Below are 18188 nucleotides of genomic sequence, written 5' to 3'. Positions count from 1 at the left end.
TCGGGACCTACCGGGCGCCCACTCGCTGCGATTGAATGTGGCATGGTCTCCCCGGCGCCCTCCCCCGCCGTCGTCACCGTGTCGCGCGGCGTGCGCGTCGGCTACGGTATCGGCTCCGTCTGCACCGCCACCTTCTCCACGGTCCCCGGACTGCTGCTGCTGTTCTACATGACGAACGTGCTCGCGGTTCCCGCCTGGATCGCCGGCGTCGTGGTCTTCCTGCCCAAGCTCTGGGACATGTTCATCAACCCCTGGGTGGGCCAGCGCTCCGACCGGACGGTCTCCCGCTTCGGCGCCCGCCGCCCCTGGATGCTCCTGGGCGCGGTCACCCTGCCGGTGACGTTCGCCCTCACCTTCGCGGGTCCCCCGCTCACCGGTGTCCAGGCCGCCCTGTACGTCGCCTTCTTCTACTTCCTCACCGCGACGGCCTACGCCTTCTACGAGGTCCCGTACAAGGCGATGCCGGCGGAGATGACCGACGACTACCACGAGCGCTCCTCGCTCCTGCAGTGGAAGATGGTCTTCGTCGGCCTGGGGGTCCTGCTCTCCGGGGCCGGCGCGCCGGCGATCGCGGGCACCGACGTCTCCGGCCACCGGACCATGGGGCTGCTCATCGGCGCCGTGCTGCTGGTGTCGATGCTCGCCGCCTTCTTCGGCACGGCCCGCGCCCCGGTGATCGGGCGGGCCGAGGCGGAGCCGTCGATCGCCGCCCAGTTCGCCGCCGCCCGCTCGAACAAGACGTTCATGGTGCTGCTCGGCTTCAGCTGCGCCCAGATGTTCGCGGCCGGTGTCATGCTGGCCGGCGCCCCGTACTTCGCCACCTACACGCTGGGCGACCCGGCGGCGACCACCACGCTCTTCCTGGGCATCGTCGGCCCGCTGCTGATCACCATGCCGCTCTGGGTCTGGCTGTCCAAGCGCTACGACAAGCGCGGCGCGATGGTCCTGTCGTCGGCGCTGTTCCTGGCGGGCGCCGCCGGGATGGCCTTCTCCGGCCCGCTCGGTTCGGCGTACGCGCACGCGTGCGTGCTCCTCGTCGGCATCGGCTACGCGGGGTTCCAGCTGCTGCAGTTCTCGATGCTCTCCGACGTGATCGTCCACGACGCCCTGGTCACCGGCAAGCGCCGGGCCGGGGTGTTCACCGGGCTCTGGACGGCCGCGGAGACCGTGGTCTTCGCGTTCGGCGCGCTCGTGCTCGGCTGGCTGCTGGCCGCGACCGGGTTCGTCGAGTCCGACCCCTCGACGCCGGTCGCGCAGCCCGAGTCGGCGACCACGGCGGCTCTGTACGGCTCGACGCTGCTGCCCGCGATCATGATGGGGATCGGCATCCTGCTGACCATGCGCTACACCCTGACGGCCGCGAAGATCAAGGAGGCCCAGGACGCCGCCGCCGAGACCCCGGCCGGTACCGTCGAGGCTCAGGAGGGCTGAGGCTGTTCCCGCCAGGAGCCCGCGCCATGGTCCGAGGTGATCGTGGTGCGGTCCGAGGTGATCGTGGTGCGGCCCGGGGCCGGTGTGCGGCTCGGGACGGCCTGGGCGCGGCCGGTCAGAGTATCTGGGGTGTGATCATCAGGAAGCCGCAGTCCCCGAAGGAGACGACGTCGCCCGGCCGGACCTTGGCCGGGCCGACCAGGCGCCAGTCGTTCAGCCGGGTGCCGTTCAGCGAGCCGAGATCGACCAGGACCCAGCCCTCCTCGTCGCGGCGCAGCTCGGCGTGCACCCGGGAGACGGTCAGGTCGGCGAGGACCAGGTCACAGGCGGAGCCCCGGCCCACCACGTAGCGGGTCCTGCCGTCACCGGGCAGCGCGAGCCGGGGCAGCCTGGGGCGTCGCCAGGCCGACTCGACACGCTTGGTGAAGTCGGAGGCGGAGGCGACGGCCTCGGTGACCATGCGGCGGAACCGGCCACGTTGCGGCAGGTCGGCGACCAGGTTGTCGAGCTCACCCTGGTTGCGCGCACGCAGGGCCATGTCGACGCGGCCGAGGAAGGTGTCGTGCGACAGGCGCCCCTCGACGGCACGGTCACGCAGCTCGTTGATCGCGCGATCGCGGTCCCCGTCGGAGGCGCGGGCCGGGGGATGCGTCGAGCTCATCCTCCGAGTATCGGCCCCAGGGGCGGAACCTGTCCAGAATATGCAGATCTCTTGCCGCATGGATACTGCGTATGCATACTCAGTATCCATGGCGATCCGACAGGGGCTCCTGGCCCTGCTGAGTCAGGGGCCTCGTTACGGCTACCAGTTGCGTGCCGAGTTCGAGGCGTCGACAGGGGCGACCTGGCCGCTCAACATCGGCCAGGTCTACACGACGCTCTCGCGCCTGGAACGCGACGGCCTGGTGAGCCCCGGCGAGCAGGACGAGCAGGGCCGGGTCGTCTACTCGATCACCGAGGCCGGTCTGGCCGAGATGGGGCGATGGTTCGGCACCCCCGTCGCCCAGTCGGACCGGCCCCGGGACGAGCTGGTCATCAAGCTCGCCCTGGCGGTCACCGCCGCCGCGGACGTGCGGCCGATCATCCAGGCCCAGCGCACCGCGACCATGCGCACGCTGCAGGCGTTCGTCCAGGCCAGGCGCGCGAGCGTCGAGAGCCCCGCCCAGCGGCTGGTGCTCGACTCGATGATCTTCCAGGCCGAGGCCGAGCAACGCTGGCTCGACCACTGCGAGGCCGTGCTCGCGGCCTCCCCCCGGCCACGGAGGCCCGCGGACGCGGAACACCCGAACGCGGAGGTCCCGGACACGGAGCCCTTGGACACGGAGCCCTCGGACACGGGATCCCCACGCGTGTGATCTCCCGACGCGTGATCCCCAGACGTAGGAGACGGACAGTTGACCTCTTTTCCACAACCACAGCCAGGGATCCGCACACCGGGGGGACCCAGATGACCTTGGACCCGGTCGTCCGGCTCACGGACGTGACCCGCACGCACGGCGACGGGCCGCAGAGCGTGGCGGCGCTGCGCGGCGTGAGCCTCGACGTCGGCGCCGGGGAGCTCGTCGCGGTGATGGGCCCCTCGGGGTCCGGCAAGTCCACCCTGCTCAACCTCGCCGGGGGCCTCGACCTGCCCACCTCCGGCTCCGTGGTCGTGGAGGGCACGCCGCTGGCGAGCCTGCCGGCCAGGGAACTGGCCGGGCTCCGGCGCAGGCACGTGGGCTACGTCTTCCAGGACCTCAACCTGATCCCTTCGCTCACCGCGCTGGAGAACGTGACCCTTCCGCGCGAGCTGGACGGGATCGCCTTCAGGAACGCCCGCCGCGAGGCGATGGAGGTGCTCACCGAGGTCGGTCTCGGCGAGGTCGCCGACCGCTTCCCCGACGAGATCTCCGGCGGCCAGCGCCAGCGGGTCGCCATCGCCCGCGCGCTGGCGGGGGAGCGGCGGCTGATCCTGGCCGACGAGCCCACCGGCGCGCTCGACACCCCGACCGGCGACGACATCCTCCAGCTCCTGCGCACCCGCTGCGACGCGGGAACCGCCGTACTGCTCGTCACCCACGAACCCCGCTACGCCGCCTGGGCCGACCGGGTGATCTTCCTGCGCGACGGCGAGATCGCCGACTCCACCGCCACCCCCCTGGAGAGCGCCCGATGAGCGAGCGACCGGACACGCGGGACACCGCGGATCTCAGACGGCGAGCGAAGGGGGTCGTGTGAGCGCCCTCATGGCCGCGCTGCGCGTCTCCCGCCGGGACGCCCGGCGTGCCAAGGGCCGCAGTGCGCTCATCATGATCATGATCGGCCTGCCGGTCCTGGTCATCACGGGCTTCCTGGTCCTCGCGGAGACCGTGGACATCAACCCCCGAGAGGGTCTCACGGCGAACATCGGCGCGGCCGACGCGCGGATCAGGGTGACCGCGATCCAGGGGAAGATCGAACAGGACATCCGGGGCCAGATGTGGAGTGGGTCCGCCGGCCCTTCCACCGGTCTGACGCGGCCCTGGACGGAGGCCGCGGTGGCGAAACTCCTGGAGCCCGGAGCCCGGCTCCTGCCGGTGAACGAGGGCAGCGTCGACTACCTGGCCCGGGACGGTCGTGATCATGTCTCCGCGCTGGAGGTGGACCTGCGGGACCCCATGACGGCGGGCATGTACCGCCTGGCCGAGGGCCGCGCGCCGGTCTCCGCCCAGGAGATCGCGGTGACCCCCGAGATTCTGGAGCGAGGGGCTCGTCTCGGCGACCCGCTGGAGATCACGCGGGACAGGAAGCCGATGAGGGTCGTCGGCGTGGTCGAGCCTCCGCACCGGCTCCGCGAGACGAAGATCATCGGCCTTCCCGGCACGCTCCTGTTCGACGAGCCGGGCACCACCCAGGGCACCGGCTGGCTGGCCGACACCCCCGGACCGGTCATGTGGGCCGCTGTCCAAAGGCTGAACGCGGCCGGCCTACTGGCCGAGTCCCGTGCCGTCGTCGAGAATCCACCCGGCGACGTCGAGTTCCTCAGCACCTCGTACGACGAGAACCAGATCGTCGGGATCGGGCTCGCCGGGGTCATGATCGTGCTGGAGGTGGTGCTGCTCGCCGGCCCCGCCTTCGCGGTCGGCCTCCGGCGGCGACGCCGGGACCTCGCGCTGGTCGCCGCGCAGGGCGGCTCCCCGGCGCACCTGCGCCTGATCGTCCTGGCGGACGGCGTCGTCCTCGGTGGCGGAGCGGCGCTGATCGGTCTGGCGCTCGGCGTGGGCCTGGCATGGGTCTCCGCCCCCCTGCTGCTGGGCAAGCTGGTCGGCGTGGTCACTCCCCCGGAGATCCCCTGGGTTCCCGTGGTGGCGGTCGCTCTCCTCGGAGCGGCCAGCGGGCTCGTCGCCGCGCTGGTTCCCGCCACGCAGGCGGCCCGCCAGGACCCGGCGGCGGTGCTCGCCGGGCGCGTCAGCGCGGTGCGCGACCGGGTGGGCCGTCCGGTGCCGGGTCTTTTCCTGCTCGCCGCGGGGGCCGTGGCGACCGTGTTCGCCGTCAGGTACGACGTGGTCTGGGTCTACTGCGCCGCCGTCCTCGCGCAGCTGGGGCTGGTCGCGCTGGCGCCGAGGCTGGTGAAGGGGGCGGCGGGTCTGGCGGCCCGGCTGCCGCTCCCCTTCCGCCTGGCCGCTCGCGACGCCTCCCGCCACCGGGGCCGCACCGCGTCCGCCGTCGCCGCGGTCATGACCGCCACGGCCGCGGTCGTCGCGGTCGCCATCGCGAACAACAGCAACTTCGCCCACAACCGGGACAACTTCCAGACGATCGTCCCGGCCGGGACCATGACCATCCAGAGCGGGAAGCTCGACGACGACCGCTGGGCCACGCTGAAAGCCGCCGCCCGGCGCGAGCTGCCGGGGGTGCCGCTGATCGAGGGGGCCGAGGTGACGGACACCGGGGGGCTGGTCGTCGACGTGATGGTCCGGCCCACCGAGGGGAACATGGCGGAACGCTCCTACTTGCCTCTTCCGGTCGGGGACGAGCGGCTGCTCACGCTCGTCCAGGGGTGGCGGGATCCGGTGGCGTCGGCCGCGTTCGCCTCGGGAAAGGCGGTGGTGTTCGACCCCCGGCTGGTCCGGGACGGGAGGCTCGCCCTGATCCTCGAGACGGCCGAGGGCGAGGAGCCGAAACCCGGTGAGATCACGGTTCCCGCCGTCCTGGCCAGGGCCGCCGATCCCCGGTACGCCATCGCGGTGCTGCCGCCCGCCGCCGTGCGGAGCGCCGGTCTGGAGACCAGGCCCCGCCTCCTGTACGCCAACCCGGCCTCGCACGGCCTCACCTCCCGGCAGGAGCTGGATCTGGAGTGGGGGCTCGCGGGAGTGGTTCCCCGGGCCGACCTCCGGGTCACGATCGAGCGCGGGTTCCAGGGCGACGTCGTCCCCGTGCTGTGGCTGCTCATGGGGGCGGCGCTCATCCTGGTGCTGGGCGGCACGTTCGTCGCCACCGGGCTCGCCGCGGCCGACATGCGGCCCGACCTCGCGACGATGGCCGCCGTCGGGGCGCCGCCGGGCACGCGCAGGCTGGTCGTCGCCGGACAGGCCGGATTCATCGCGGGGCTCGGTGCCCTGATCGGCGCGGTCGCCGGTTCCGTGACCGGAGTCGCCGCGGCCTGGCCCATGACGACCAGGGTGTACAGCGTTCTGCTGGGGCCGGACGGGTCGATTCCCCCTCCCTCGTCAGTGTCGCCGACGATCGAGATCCCCTGGCTTCTCCTCGCGGCCGTGGTGGTCGGCCTGCCGGTGCTGGCCGTCCTGGTGGCGGGGGCGTTCACCCGGACGAAGGTGACCCTGGCCCGCAGGACCGGCTAGCGCCCCGCGACGTCTCGTGGCGAAGGGGTCGCCGCGGGCGGGTGCGGTGGCCCCTCGGAGGGAGCCGCGAGAACGCGCCCCGTCCGGGAAGGCGCCTTTCCACGTGACCGCGTCCGCGGCCGGTCCCCGGAACCGCCCCGCCGGTGCGGCGCACCGGCGGGGCACCGGTCAGTCGGTGACGTCGGCGCAGACCACGTGGGCGCCCAGCTCGACCATCCGCTGCTCGCTGCGCGCGTCGGCGACCCTGGCCATCAGGATCGGCGCCTCGCTCGCGGCGAGCTGCGGCAGCCGGGCGCGCACCCCGCGATGGATGTCCCTGACCACGTCCTCGGCGGCCGACATGTGCACCTTCACGTGCAGCATGATTCCCGGCGCGCCCGAGGAGGTGCTGGCCTCGGAGATCCACACGTGGTGGACGAGCGGGTAGTCGACGAGCAGCTGCGAGATCGCGGCGCGCAGCGCGGGCAGGATCGGGTGGTCGCACCGGCGGTATCCCGGGTCCACCATCTGCATCGGGCCCGACAGGTGCGGCCGGGGCGCCGGGATCCACGGCTGGGAGGGCGCGGCGGGCACCGGCGCTCTCGGCGGGCGCGCGGGCGCGGGACGCGAGACCGTGGCCATCGCCCCGGTCGCGTACGCCGTCGGCGCCGCGCTCGACAGCGCGGGCGTGGGGCCGCTGCGCGTCGAGAGCAGGTAGCGCTGGAGATCCTCGATCGGCACGGCCGCGGCCGCGGGGCCCGCCGCGTCGATCACGATCTCCCGCACGCCGGTGACGCGCTGGATGTCGAGGATGGTGTCGGCGTCGCACGCCGACAGCGAGTGGCTGCCACGGTGCCGCGCGTAGGTGTCCGCCGAGGTGTAACCGAGCAGGACACGATCACCGGCCTGGGTCGTGCCGAGCACGACGGAGCGGTCGGGTCGCACGGCAACCAGGAGTCCCCATTCGGCCAGCGCCGCAAGCAGCCGGTGCGGATCGCCGTGCTGCGCGAGCACGTTGCCGAGAGCGGGGTTCCCGATGCTCATATGAGGAACGATAGGTAGTGGACCACGGCTTATCAGGGTAATCGCGAAGTTTTCTTGGGATCAATACCAACTTGAATTTTGGGTGCATGAGATCTGTCAAGGACGGGTAACCGCCTCATGGGTCGCGGAGCCCTCTCGCGTCCCGCGGGCCTCCCAGGGGCTTCCGGAAGGCCCCGGAAGGCCCCGGAAGGCACCCGGGACGGCGTGGGGCGTCTCGGATCGCGGGACACTCGTGAACGCGTTCACAAGCGCCGATAGACTACGTGAGGTCCGTGCACCCCTCACCGCCTAGTAAGGATCCAGCCTGTGAACAAGCCCGTCGTACTGGTCGCTGAGGAACTTTCCGAGGCCGGTCTCGCGGTTCTGGGCGCGGACTTCGAAGTCCGCCACACCGACGGCGCCGACCGTGCCCAGTTCCTGCCCGCCCTCGCCGACGTGGACGCGCTCATCGTGCGCAGCGCCACGCAGGTCGACGCCGAGGCGATCGCCAACGCTCCCAGGCTCCGTGTCGTCGCCCGCGCGGGCGTCGGTCTGGACAACGTCGACGTGGAGGCCGCCACCAAGGCCGGAGTCATGGTCGTCAACGCGCCCACCTCCAACATCACCAGCGCCGCCGAGCACACCGTCGCCCTCATCCTCGCCTCCGCCCGCAACGTCGCCCAGGCGCACTCCGCGCTCAAGGGCGGCGAGTGGAAGCGCTCGAAGTACACCGGCGTGGAGCTCGACGAGAAGGTCGTCGCGATCCTCGGCCTCGGCAAGATCGGCCAGCTGGTCGCGCAGCGCCTCCAGCCGTTCGGCGTCGAGCTGATCGCCTACGACCCCTACCTGCAGCCGGCCCGCGCCGCGCAGATGGGCGTCCGGCTGGTCTCGCTGGAGGAGGCGCTGAGCGAGGCCGACTTCATCACCGTGCACCTGCCCAAGTCCAAGGAGACCATCGGTCTCATCGGTGACAGGGAGCTCCACACGGTCAAGCCGAACGTCCGCCTCATCAACGTCGCCCGCGGCGGCATCATCGACGAGAACGCCCTCTACTCCGCGATCAAGGAGGGCCGCGTCGCCGGCGCCGGCATCGACGTGTTCCCGAAGGAGCCGGTCACCGACAGCCCGCTCTTCGAGCTCGACCAGGTCGTCGTCACCCCGCACCTGGGCGCCTCCACCCACGAGGCCCAGGAGAAGGCCGGCACCCAGGTCGCGCGCAGCGTGAAGCTCGCGCTCGCCGGGGAGTTCGTGCCGGACGCGGTCAACGTCCAGGGCGGCGCCGTCGCCGAGGACGTCAAGCCGGGCCTGCCGCTGGCCGAGAAGCTCGGCCGGGTGTTCACCGCCCTCGCGGGCGAGGTCGCCACCAAGCTCGACGTCGAGGTGCGCGGTGAGATCGCCTCCCACGACGTCCGCGTGCTGGAGCTGGCCGCGCTCAAGGGTGTCTTCACCGACGTGGTCGAGGACTCGGTCACCTACGTCAACGCCCCGCTGCTGGCCAAGGACCGCGGCGTGTCGGTCGAGCTGGTCACCAGCTCCGACAGCCCCGACTGGCGCAACGTCGTGACGGTCCGGGGCGTCCTCGCCGACGGCCGCGCGGTCTCGGTCTCCGGCACCCTGTCCGGGCCGAGGCAGATCACGAAGATCGTCGAGGTCAACGGCTACCAGATGGAGATCGAGCCGACCGACCACCTGTCGTTCTTCACCTACACCGACCGCCCCGGCATCGTCGGCGTGGTCGGCCGCATCCTCGGCGACCACTCGATCAACATCGCCTCTATGCAGGTGGCCCGTGACGCCAAGGGCGGCAAGGCGCTCATCGCGCTCACCGTCGACACCGCCATCCCGGCCGAGGTGATCGACCAGATCGGCTCGGAGATCGGCGCCGACAGCGGCCGCTCGGTCGACCTGGCCGACTAGCCGTACCGCCGATGTGGCCGCCGCCCCGGAGACCGGGGCGGCGGCCACATTTCGTCTCAGCATGTGAGAAGTGTGTACGCCGGGCGAGACGGTTTTCCCGCGGCCGGGTAACCTGGAGTCAAATGCGCCAGGTTCTCGTAATTCCTACCTGCCGCGGCGAGGCCTGACAGGGGCGGGCCGGCGACTCGCCGCGGTGTCGTGGCGCGTGCCGGCTCCAAGCCCCCGCCGCCGGTCCGTGATCCGGACCCGCGACATCAGGCCTGGTCGGAGTCCCGACCGGAGTCTCGACCACCTTCCTTGCCGGTATGCGACCGAGACGAGATTCGCCATGTACGACATGTATCCCTGGAACCGTCCCGAGGAGACCGAGGACGAGGCCGTCGACGCGCTCCAGACCGCTCTGGACCGCAGGGACAACGGCGGTGCTCCCACCCGCTGAACCCGTTCTCTCCGCCGCCGGGGTCTCCACGGCCTCCCGGCGGTGATCCGCCGGCGTGTCTCATCCGCCGGTCACGGCTTCGGTCGCGAGCTCGACCCGCTTGGCCAGCTGAACCCCCTGCGGGTCGGGACGCACCGCGCCGACGAAGGATTCGCGGCGCCAGGAGTCGAGTTTCTCCTCCTTGACCACGTCGCCGGTCCGCGGGGCGTGAACCATGTAGCCGGGCTTTGTGATCATGCCGACGTGGCCGAGGCCGCTGAAGAAGGCCAGGTCACCGGGCTTGAGATTCTCCCAGGAGATCTTCTTGGAGAAGGCGGCGTACTGGTCGTTGGTGACGCGGGGGAGCTTGATCCCGGCTGCGCCGTAGGCGCGGAGCACCAGGCCTGAGCAGTCGAAGCCGCCGTGGCCGGTGCCGCCCCAGACGTAGGGCGTTCCGCGCTTGGACATGGCCCACTTCACGGCTTTCTGCCAGGCGGGCTTGACGGCCGTGGCCTTCAGCGCGTCCTTCAGCGCGGGGGTGTTGAGCGCGGCGGGCCCGGGGGCGGGGGGCGGGGATGCGGCCAGGGCGGCGGTCGAGGTCGCGCACACCGCGGCGCCGGCGACGATCATGGAGGCGGAGATGGACAGGACACGGGGGAGAACTGTGCCGGACAGGATGATTCCTTCCATAAGGCCGGCCGGGTGAGCTGTCGGGCTCGGGCGTGGAGGCCGCCCTACGGCGCGAGAACGCGCTGATTCGCCCCAAGGAATCCACCTGATGACGGCCGGGAACGCGCTCCGGGGGAGGAGCGGGGTGCCCGGGGTCCGGTAGATCCCGTAAAGAGTGGTTCCCCGGCTCCGTGCGGGCCCGGTAAGGGGATGGCCCGTACGGATTAGGCATTGACGTGAATGGGAGGACCATAACGAAACCTCACGAAACGGTCAATACCAAGCAAAGGCGGACAAAACGATCAGGGGTCCCGCCGGACGAGTGTGTCCGGAGGATGAGACCGGTGTTCGATCACCGAGACGGACCGGTAAGGTGCCTGCATGGATTCGCGTAACATTCGCCTGGCGGTCATCCCCGGGGACGGAATCGGAGTCGAGGTCGTCACCGAGGGGCTGAAGGTCCTCGAAGCGGTCGGCACGAAGGTGGAGACCACCACCTACGACCTCGGGGCCAAGCGCTACCACGAGACCGGCGAGACCCTGCCCGACCCGGTCCTCGACGAACTGCGCGGATACGACGCGATCCTGCTCGGCGCGGTCGGCGACCCCAGCGTGCCCCCGGGCGTCCTGGAGCGCGACCTGCTGCTCAAGCTCCGCTTCCAGCTCGACCACTACGTGAACCTCCGCCCGGTCAAGCTCTTCCCCGGCGTCGAGACGCCGCTGGGCAAGGCCCGTCCCGAGGACATCGACATGGTCGTCGTCCGCGAGGGCACCGAGGGCCCGTACGCCGGTGCGGGCGGCGTCATGCGCCGGGGCACGCCGCACGAGATCGCCACCCAGGAGTCGCTGAACACCGCCCACGGCGTCGAGCGCGTCGTGCGCTACGCCTTCGACAAGGCGCTGGGCCGCCCCCGCAGGAAGCTGACGCTGGTCCACAAGACCAACGTGCTCACCTACGCCGGCGACCTCTGGGCCCGCACCTTCGACCGCGTCGGCCTGGAGTATCCCGACGTCCAGACCGACTACTGCCACGTCGACGCGGCCTCGATGTTCTTCGTCAGCCAGCCGGAGCGCTTCGACGTGATCGTCACCGACAACCTCTTCGGCGACATCCTCACCGACATCGGCGCGGCGATCGCCGGTGGCATCGGCCTGGCGGCCAGCGGCAACGTCAACCCCGACCGCACCGCGCCGAGCATGTTCGAGCCGGTCCACGGCAGCGCCCCCGACATCGCGGGCCAGGGCAAGGCCGACCCGACCGCCACGATCCTGTCGGTCGCCATGCTCCTCGACCACCTGGGCATGGCCGCCGAGGCCGCCAGGGTCGAGCGGGCCGTCGCCGACGACCTGGCCGGGCGGCCGGGCGGCAGGGCCGGCCGGGCCACCCACGAGATCGGCGACGACATCACCGCCCGAGTAGCCGGCTGAGGAAGCCGCCCTCCTCGACCCCGACGCGCCTGGCGGCTCACCCGAGCCGCCAGGTGCGTTTTTGTTTCTCCAGCACTGCCGGTTTTCGGCATGGATGGAGTAGTTTCCCGTTACCCGGTCCGACGCAGAATGGACCCAAGGGTAAGCCAGACACCAAGAGAAGGATCCGTGCGATGACCACCGCTCAGAAGCTCAGCTTCGACGTGCAGCTCTCCGACCACGCTCGCACCGCGGCAGAGCGCGAGCAGGTAATGGCGAGCCCCGGGTTCGGTCAGGTCTTCACCGACCACATGATCTCGATCGACTACACCGAGGGGCGGGGCTGGCACGACGCCAGGCTCATGCCGTACGGCCCGCTCAGCCTCGACCCCGCGACGTCGGTCTTCCACTACGCGCAGGAGCTTTTCGAGGGGCTCAAGGCCTACCGCCAGGAGAACGGCACGATCGTGACCTTCCGGCCCGAGGCGAACGCCGCTCGCTTCAACACCTCCGCGGCGCGGATGGCCATGCCCGAACTGCCCGAGGAGACGTTCGTCGAGTCGCTGGAACTGCTCGTCCAGACCGACCGCGAGTGGGTGCCGACCACGCCGGGACACAGCCTCTACCTGCGCCCCTTCATGATCGCGACGCAGCCGGCGCTCGGAGTCAACTACCCGTCCAGGACCTACAAGTATATGGTCATCGCCTCCCCGGCGGCGGCCTACTTCGGCGGGGGCAAGACCGTCACGGTCTGGCTCTCCACCGAGTACACCCGCGCGGCCCCCGGCGGGACCGGCTTCGCCAAGTGCGGCGGAAACTACGCGGCGGCCTTCGTGGCCCAGCGCCAGGCCGTCGAACAGGGCTGCGACCAGGTGGTCTGGCTCGACGCGGGCGAGCACCGCTACGTCGAGGAGATGGGCGGGATGAACCTGTTCTTCGTCTACGGCGACCGCCTGCTGACCCCGGCGCTCACCGGCACGCTCCTGCCCGGAATCACCCGCGACTCGATCCTCTCCCTCGCCTCCGGCCTCGGCCTCCAGGCCGAGGAGGGGCGCCTGTCGGTCGAGGAGTGGCAGCGGGGCTGCGAGACGGGCGAGCTCACCGAGGTCTTCGCCTGCGGCACCGCCGCGGTGGTCACCCCGGTCGGCTCGGTCAAGGGCGCCGACCGCGCCTGGACGATCGGTGACGGCACCCAGGGGCCCGTCACCTCGAAGATCCGCGAGGAACTCGTGGGCATCCAGTACGGATCCCGTCCCGACCCGCACAGCTGGGTCCACAAGATCTGCTAGTCCCGCACGAAGGAGATCCGCGGGGACCGGTCGGCAGAAGTGTCCGCCGGTCCCGCGCGCGGGAGGCCCGGTCTCCCACCCGGCCCGGCATCCCGGCGGGCGGATCTATCCCTCGGTCAGCTTGCCGGTGTCGATCGTGAGGTCCCAGGGTGCGGGGAGCTCAAGAGGCTCTCCGAGGATCACCTGGTGTTGCTGCTGGTAGCCCCGCTCTCCGGGGTGGCTGAGCAGCCGGGCGAGATTCTGGGTGGCGTCGATCACCAGATAGAGCGGGACGCCCGCGATCGCGCAGTTCTCGGGCTTGGTGACGTGGTCGTCGTCCCGGCTGCTGGGGGAGACCACCTCCACGACGAGCAGCGTTTCTTCGGCATAGACGTTCTCGTCGTCCCACATACGGGGAAATTTCGGCACGACGAGGAGGTCGGGCCGATAGCGATCTTTCTGAACGCCCAGGAAGAGCTTCACGTCGTATACGGGATGCCATCCCTGCGCCGTGGCGAACGGGAGGAGCTGGATCAGCAACTGCAGGATGCTTTTGGCGTGGTTGAGGGTGGGCAACTCCCTCACCACGATCCGGCCGTTGATGATCTCGACCTTGCGGTCGGGCCACTGATCGCAGGTCTTCTGGTAGTGCCGCTCGAGCTCCTGGTGGTTGGTGGACATGGGTTTAGCCTCGCGACGGTCCAGGGTCTTGGCCATGCGGTCACCCTTCCCTCCAGGCGGGTGGGCGCAACGTGTTGGTCACATCACTTAAAGTGATCGAAAAGATTTCCGCGCGCCCGCGATCCGGGAAAGTTCTCGTCAGTGCTTTCGAATCATGGTGAGGCCGTCGGCGATGGGGAGCATGATCGAGGTGACCCGCTCGTCGGAGCTGACCATGTCGTTGAACTCGCGGATGTGCCTGACGGTCTCGTCGTCCCTGCTGGGATCGGCGACGTGGCCGCTCCACAGGGTGTTGTCGACGAGGATCACCCCGCCGGGGGCCAGGCGTGACATGAGGATCTCGTAGTAGACGGGATAGTTGATCTTGTCGGCGTCGATGAACGCCAGGTCGACGGCCGGGTGTTCGGGAAGCTCGCGCAGCCGCTCGGCCGCGGGGCCGATCCTCAGCTCGATGCGGTCGGCGACCCGTGCCTTGTCCCAGTAACTCCGGGCGATCGCCGTCCACTCCTCGCTCACGTCGAAGCAGGTGAGCCCGCCGCCCGGGGCGAGCCCGCGGGCCAGGCAGATGGAGGAGTAGCCGGTGAAGGTGCCCACCTCCACCGCGTTCCTGGCGCCGCCGAGCTGGGCGATCATGGTGAGGAAGCGCCCCTGGTCGGGGGAGATCTGCATCGACGCGTTGTTGCCGGTCAGCTCGCGGGTCTCGAGGGCGAGCGCGTCGAGGACGTCGTCGGGCTGGGTGGTGTGCGCGAGCAGATACTGCCCCACGGCGGGGTCGAGATAAGTCGCCTTCATGGGGCCCATTCTCGCCGGTGCCGGACGGCGGCGGAGGGTGATTCGAGGTCGTGTCCGGTCGTGTCCGGCCCGCGCGGGCCTGTGCACGACCCGGTGTTCCGGACCCGCCAGGCCTGTGTACGAGCCGATATCTCAGGTCCGCCCGGTCCGTGTCCGGGTCGTGCCGACACGCCGCAGGTCTCGGATCCTGAGATCGATGTGTCAGATGGTGTCGGCGTATGGCAGACTCCGAAGCATCATGTTCTACGGTCTGCTCATTATCGGCAGGCGCGCTGGCTGAAAAGGGACACCGCCGGCGCGCAGACCTCTCACGTCCGTGAGGGGTCATTTTTGTTTCCAGAAGCCGGATGAGCGCGCGGCGAATCATCGAACCCGCGAAGGAGAACGACATGGCCGACGATCGCTTCCACGTGTACGACACGACTCTCCGTGACGGTGCCCAGCAGGAGGGGCTCAACCTCACGGTGGCCGACAAGCTGGCCATCGCGCGTCACCTGGACGGCCTGGGCGTCGGCTTCATCGAGGGAGGCTGGCCCGGCGCCAACCCCAAGGACACGGAATTCTTCAGGCGCGCCCAAACAGAGCTCGACCTGAAGCACGCGCAGCTCGCCGCGTTCGGCGCGACCCGCCGGGCAGGTGTGAAGGCGGCCGACGACCCGTTGGTAGCCGCGCTGCGCGAATCCGGCGCGCCGGTCGTGACCCTTGTCGCCAAGAGTCACGACCGGCACGTGGAGCTGGCCCTCCGCACGACCCTCCAGGAGAACCTCGCGATGATCCGCGACACGGTCTCCCACCTTCGTGCGGAGGGACAGAGGGTCTTCCTCGACGCCGAGCACTTCTTCGACGGCTACAAGTCCAACCCGGACTACGCGCTGGAGGTGCTGCGCACCGCCGCCGAGGCGGGAGCCTCGGTCATCGCGCTGTGCGACACCAACGGGGGCATGCTCCCCGACGAGCTGGCCGAGGTCGTGCACGCGGCGGTCGGGACGTCGGCCAGGATCGGCATCCACTGCCACGACGACACCGGCTGCGCGGTCGCCAACTCCCTGGCCGCGGTGAAGGCCGGCGCCACCCACGTGCAGGGCTGCGCCAACGGCTACGGTGAGCGCTCGGGTAACGCGAACCTGTTCACCGTGGTGGCCAACCTGCAGCTCAAGCGGGGGTTCGACCTCGTGCCGCGGGAGGCGCTGGCCGACATGACCAGGATCGCCCACGCGATCACCGAGGTCACCAACGTCACCCCCAACTCCCACGCCCCCTACGTGGGCGTCTCCGCCTTCGCCCACAAGGCGGGGCTGCACGCCAGCGCGATCAAGGTCGATCCCAACCTCTACCAGCACATCGACCCCGCCGAGGTCGGCAACGACATGCGCATGCTCGTCTCCGACATGGCCGGACGCGCCTCGGTGGAGCTCAAGGGCCGCGAGCTGGGCTACGAGCTGGCCTCCGACACCTCACGGGAGCTGGTGAACCGGGTCAAGGAGATGGAGTCGAAGGGCTACACCTTCGAGGCCGCCGACGCCTCCTTCGAGCTGCTGCTGCGCGACACCGTCGCGGGCGAGCACAGGCGCCACTTCCAGGTCGAGTCCTGGAGGGTGATCGTCGAGCGGGCACGGGGTGGCGAGGTCGTCAGCGAGGCCACCGTGAAGCTGCACGCCAAGGGGGAGCGGATCGTCGCCACCGGCGAGGGCAACGGCCCGGTCAACGCCCTCGACCGGGCCGTACGGCTGGGGCTGGAGCGGCTCTACCCCGAGCTGGCGGGGGTCGAGCTGATCGACTTCAAGGTGCGCATCCTGGAGGGCACGCACGGCACCGACGCCGTCACGCGCGTGCTGATCACCTCCAGTGACGCGGCCGGGGAGTGGTCGACGGTCGGTGTCGACGAGAACATCATCGAGGCCTCCTGGCAGGCGCTGGAGCAGGCCGTCACCTATGGCCTCCTGCGCGCCGGCCACACCGCCTGACCCACCCGCCCCGGCCCGTCGCCAGGCCACCGCCGTCTCCCCGCCGGAGAGCACCGCCTGGGAGACGGCCGGAGAGCCCCCCGGCGAGAGCCGGGGGGACGAGCCCGTCAGGAGAGGCCGGCGCCGCTGACGCGGAAGCTCACCTGGCCCTCGGAGGTCTCCAGGCTGACCTTGCCGCCGGAGCAGGAGAGCGACGGCTTCCCGCTGCCGGGGACCACCACGGTCAGCACGGAGTCGCCCGAGGCGGGTGCGACGACCGCGGGGGCGGGGTGTCTCTGCAGGTAGGCGGAGGAGACCCAGCCCTGGTACGGGTTCTTCTGGCCGCGGACCACCTTCAGCCCGGAGACCGGCCGGCAGGACGGCATCGAGACCTGGGCGAGCGTCGCCTTCCAGCCTGCCTTGTCCTTCACCACGACCTGGCCGCCACCGCTGGAGACGGTGGACAGGTCACGGGAGAAGTGCCAGACGTTGCGGACCTTCGAGCCCTTGGGGACCGTGTCCAGCACGGCCATCACGTCCTGGCGGTGGTTGACGAGCACCGAGCGGGTCCTGGGCACGCCGTAGGCCTTGTCGGTCAGCCGGTAGCTCTGCCGGTCCTGCCCGATCGACGACTTGCTCAGCGCGGTGGCGGTCTTGCCGCGGAACCTCGCTCCGGCCACCATCGACGTGTTGTGCGCCTCGGGGGAGATCGTCCAGTTGCGGTAGCCGCTGTTCTCGTACGAGTCGAAGCCGGCGTCGACCAGGACGTCACGGCCCTGGGCGTAGTAGGTCACGCCCAGGTGGTCCTCGTGGCCGTGGTACTTCATGCCGGGCCCGAAACGGATGGAGTAGAAGGCCGACTCGGGCTTGTCCCAGGCGGTGCGCCCGTAGACGTAGCCGCCGCCGAACACCCGCACGGTCTGCTTCGGGTGGCTGTAGCCGACCGGCCGCACGTCCGCGCCGCCGTCGCCGATCGGGACCATGAACCCGTCGGGCTGGGTGGAGTGGGAGATGAAGTCCTCCAGCGACTCCCAGCGCCGGGAGATGTCGTCGGGCACCTTCCGCTTGCAGGCCCTGATGTTGTCCATCGCGACCTTCAGGCGGTCGTGGACGTAGAGCGCGTAGCGCGGGGCCTGCTCGCGCAGCACCCCCTGGGAGTCGACGTCGAGCTTCACGGTCTCGGTGAGCCGCCTGATCGCGAGGCTGGACCACTGGTCGCGGCCGTAGCGGCAGCCGATGCCGAGCAGCGCGATGTCCTGGTCGATGCCGTGGTTGTGGCCCTTCTCGTACAGCCTGGGGTCGGAGAGCATCTTCGCGTGCTCGGCCAGGCTGCCGGAGAGCCACGAGCCGCCGACGTGCTTGCTGAGGCAGACCAGCGCGGGGGCGCGCAGCGCGATCGGGTGCTCCTGCCAGGCGTACGGGCTGGTCTTCGCGCCGCCGCGGGGGTTGTCGGCCACCCAGTCCTTGGCGATCTCGACGGCCCGCGTCAGGTACGCCTCGTTGCCGTTCGTCTCGTAGTCGGCGACGAGACGGCCCATCCAGCGCAGCGAGTGGAAGACCATGCTCCACGAGCGGTTGCGGTAGGGGTCGGTGCGCCAGTCGACGTTCTTGCCGACCTTCACCGGGGCGAGGTCGAGGAAGTCGACCTCGCCGTTCATGATGTCCGTCGACGTCGGCGTGGCGGGCAGCCAGTCGCCCTGGCACTCGGCGGTGCGTTTCGCCTCCCTCGCCTCCGCGGTACCGACCGTGACGCCGCAGGTCGTCAGGAGGATGATGCAGAGAGCGAATGCTTTTGTGCGGCGGCGCACGCCAGTTCCTTCCGGGCCGAACGAGGGGGGCG

The 18188-nt window shown here is 70.5% G+C and carries 14 protein-coding genes and 1 riboswitch; of the genes, 8 read left to right on the top strand and 6 right to left on the bottom strand.

Going from position 1 to position 18188, the window contains the following annotated elements; genetic code table 11:
• The first annotated feature begins 42 nt into the window (after window positions 1-42).
• Window positions 43-1431, top strand: coding sequence for an MFS transporter (locus tag ACTOQ1_RS19810; RefSeq protein ID WP_440069103.1), 1389 nt, complete (start codon window positions 43-45; stop codon window positions 1429-1431).
• Window positions 1432-1546: 115 nt separating this feature from the next.
• On the opposite strand, the gene ACTOQ1_RS19805 is transcribed toward ACTOQ1_RS19810, so the two are convergent.
• Window positions 1547-2092, bottom strand: a complete 546-nt coding sequence (locus tag ACTOQ1_RS19805; RefSeq protein WP_440069101.1) for an FHA domain-containing protein — start codon at window positions 2090-2092, stop codon at window positions 1547-1549.
• Window positions 2093-2180: 88 nt separating this feature from the next.
• Between ACTOQ1_RS19805 and ACTOQ1_RS19800 the strand changes: the two genes are divergently transcribed.
• The 3 genes from ACTOQ1_RS19800 (at window position 2181) to ACTOQ1_RS19790 (ending at window position 6251) form a co-directional block, all read left to right on the top strand.
• The gene (locus tag ACTOQ1_RS19800) at window positions 2181-2786 is read left to right on the top strand and encodes a PadR family transcriptional regulator (RefSeq protein ID WP_440069100.1); all 606 of its coding nucleotides are present in this window, start codon (window positions 2181-2183) and stop codon (window positions 2784-2786) included.
• A gap of 92 nt (window positions 2787-2878) precedes the next feature.
• Window positions 2879-3586, top strand: coding sequence for an ABC transporter ATP-binding protein (locus ACTOQ1_RS19795; protein ID WP_440069098.1), 708 nt, complete (start codon window positions 2879-2881; stop codon window positions 3584-3586).
• Window positions 3587-3644: 58 nt separating this feature from the next.
• Window positions 3645-6251, top strand: a complete 2607-nt coding sequence (locus ACTOQ1_RS19790; protein WP_440069096.1) for an FtsX-like permease family protein — start codon at window positions 3645-3647, stop codon at window positions 6249-6251.
• 168 nt (window positions 6252-6419) lie between these two features.
• Here the strand turns inward: ACTOQ1_RS19790 and ACTOQ1_RS19785 are convergent, their stop codons facing one another.
• Entirely contained in the window at window positions 6420-7274 is an 855-nt protein-coding gene (locus ACTOQ1_RS19785; protein WP_362693735.1) for a hypothetical protein, read from the bottom strand.
• Between the two features lie 306 nt (window positions 7275-7580).
• On the opposite strand from ACTOQ1_RS19785, the gene serA reads away from it, so the two are divergent.
• Window positions 7581-9170, top strand: a complete 1590-nt coding sequence (serA, locus tag ACTOQ1_RS19780) for a phosphoglycerate dehydrogenase (protein ID WP_440069094.1) — start codon at window positions 7581-7583, stop codon at window positions 9168-9170.
• 499 nt (window positions 9171-9669) lie between these two features.
• On the opposite strand, the gene ACTOQ1_RS19775 is transcribed toward serA, so the two are convergent.
• Window positions 9670-10278, bottom strand: coding sequence for a C40 family peptidase (locus ACTOQ1_RS19775; RefSeq protein ID WP_440069092.1), 609 nt, complete (start codon window positions 10276-10278; stop codon window positions 9670-9672).
• A riboswitch (cyclic di-AMP (ydaO/yuaA leader) is annotated at window positions 10266-10498 on the bottom strand. (Overlaps the previous gene by 13 nt.)
• A 140-nt stretch (window positions 10499-10638) precedes the next feature.
• Here ACTOQ1_RS19775 and ACTOQ1_RS19770 point away from each other — a divergent pair.
• Together ACTOQ1_RS19770 and ACTOQ1_RS19765 are read left to right on the top strand one after the other, a co-directional pair.
• Window positions 10639-11685, top strand: coding sequence for a 3-isopropylmalate dehydrogenase (locus ACTOQ1_RS19770; protein ID WP_440069090.1), 1047 nt, complete (start codon window positions 10639-10641; stop codon window positions 11683-11685).
• Window positions 11686-11858: 173 nt separating this feature from the next.
• On the top strand, window positions 11859-12953 hold the full coding sequence (locus tag ACTOQ1_RS19765; protein WP_440069088.1) for a branched-chain amino acid aminotransferase: 1095 nt from the start codon (window positions 11859-11861) through the stop codon (window positions 12951-12953).
• A 105-nt stretch (window positions 12954-13058) separates the two neighbouring features.
• Here the strand turns inward: ACTOQ1_RS19765 and ACTOQ1_RS19760 are convergent, their stop codons facing one another.
• Both ACTOQ1_RS19760 and ACTOQ1_RS19755 read right to left on the bottom strand, forming a co-directional pair.
• Window positions 13059-13613 carry a Uma2 family endonuclease gene (locus ACTOQ1_RS19760; RefSeq protein ID WP_440069086.1) on the bottom strand — a complete coding sequence of 185 codons (555 nt, stop codon included), beginning with the start codon at window positions 13611-13613 and terminating at the stop codon, window positions 13059-13061.
• A gap of 138 nt (window positions 13614-13751) precedes the next feature.
• A complete protein-coding gene (locus tag ACTOQ1_RS19755; RefSeq protein ID WP_440069085.1) occupies window positions 13752-14405 on the bottom strand; it encodes an O-methyltransferase in 654 nt (217 codons plus the stop codon).
• A gap of 389 nt (window positions 14406-14794) precedes the next feature.
• On the opposite strand from ACTOQ1_RS19755, the gene cimA reads away from it, so the two are divergent.
• Window positions 14795-16369 (top strand): citramalate synthase, encoded by a 1575-nt coding sequence (gene cimA / locus ACTOQ1_RS19750; RefSeq protein WP_440069083.1) that lies wholly within the window; start codon window positions 14795-14797, stop codon window positions 16367-16369.
• 107 nt (window positions 16370-16476) lie between these two features.
• On the opposite strand, the gene ACTOQ1_RS19745 is transcribed toward cimA, so the two are convergent.
• Window positions 16477-18156: a heparinase II/III family protein gene (locus ACTOQ1_RS19745; protein WP_440069081.1), complete on the bottom strand. Its 1680-nt coding sequence runs from the start codon at window positions 18154-18156 to the stop codon at window positions 16477-16479.
• Between the last annotated feature and the right edge of the window lie 32 nt (window positions 18157-18188).

The organism is Streptosporangium sp. OZ121, from assembly GCF_051918885.1.
In the GTDB taxonomy this organism is placed as follows: domain Bacteria; phylum Actinomycetota; class Actinomycetes; order Streptosporangiales; family Streptosporangiaceae; genus Streptosporangium.
This window is presented reverse-complemented; position numbering and strand designations above follow the sequence as displayed.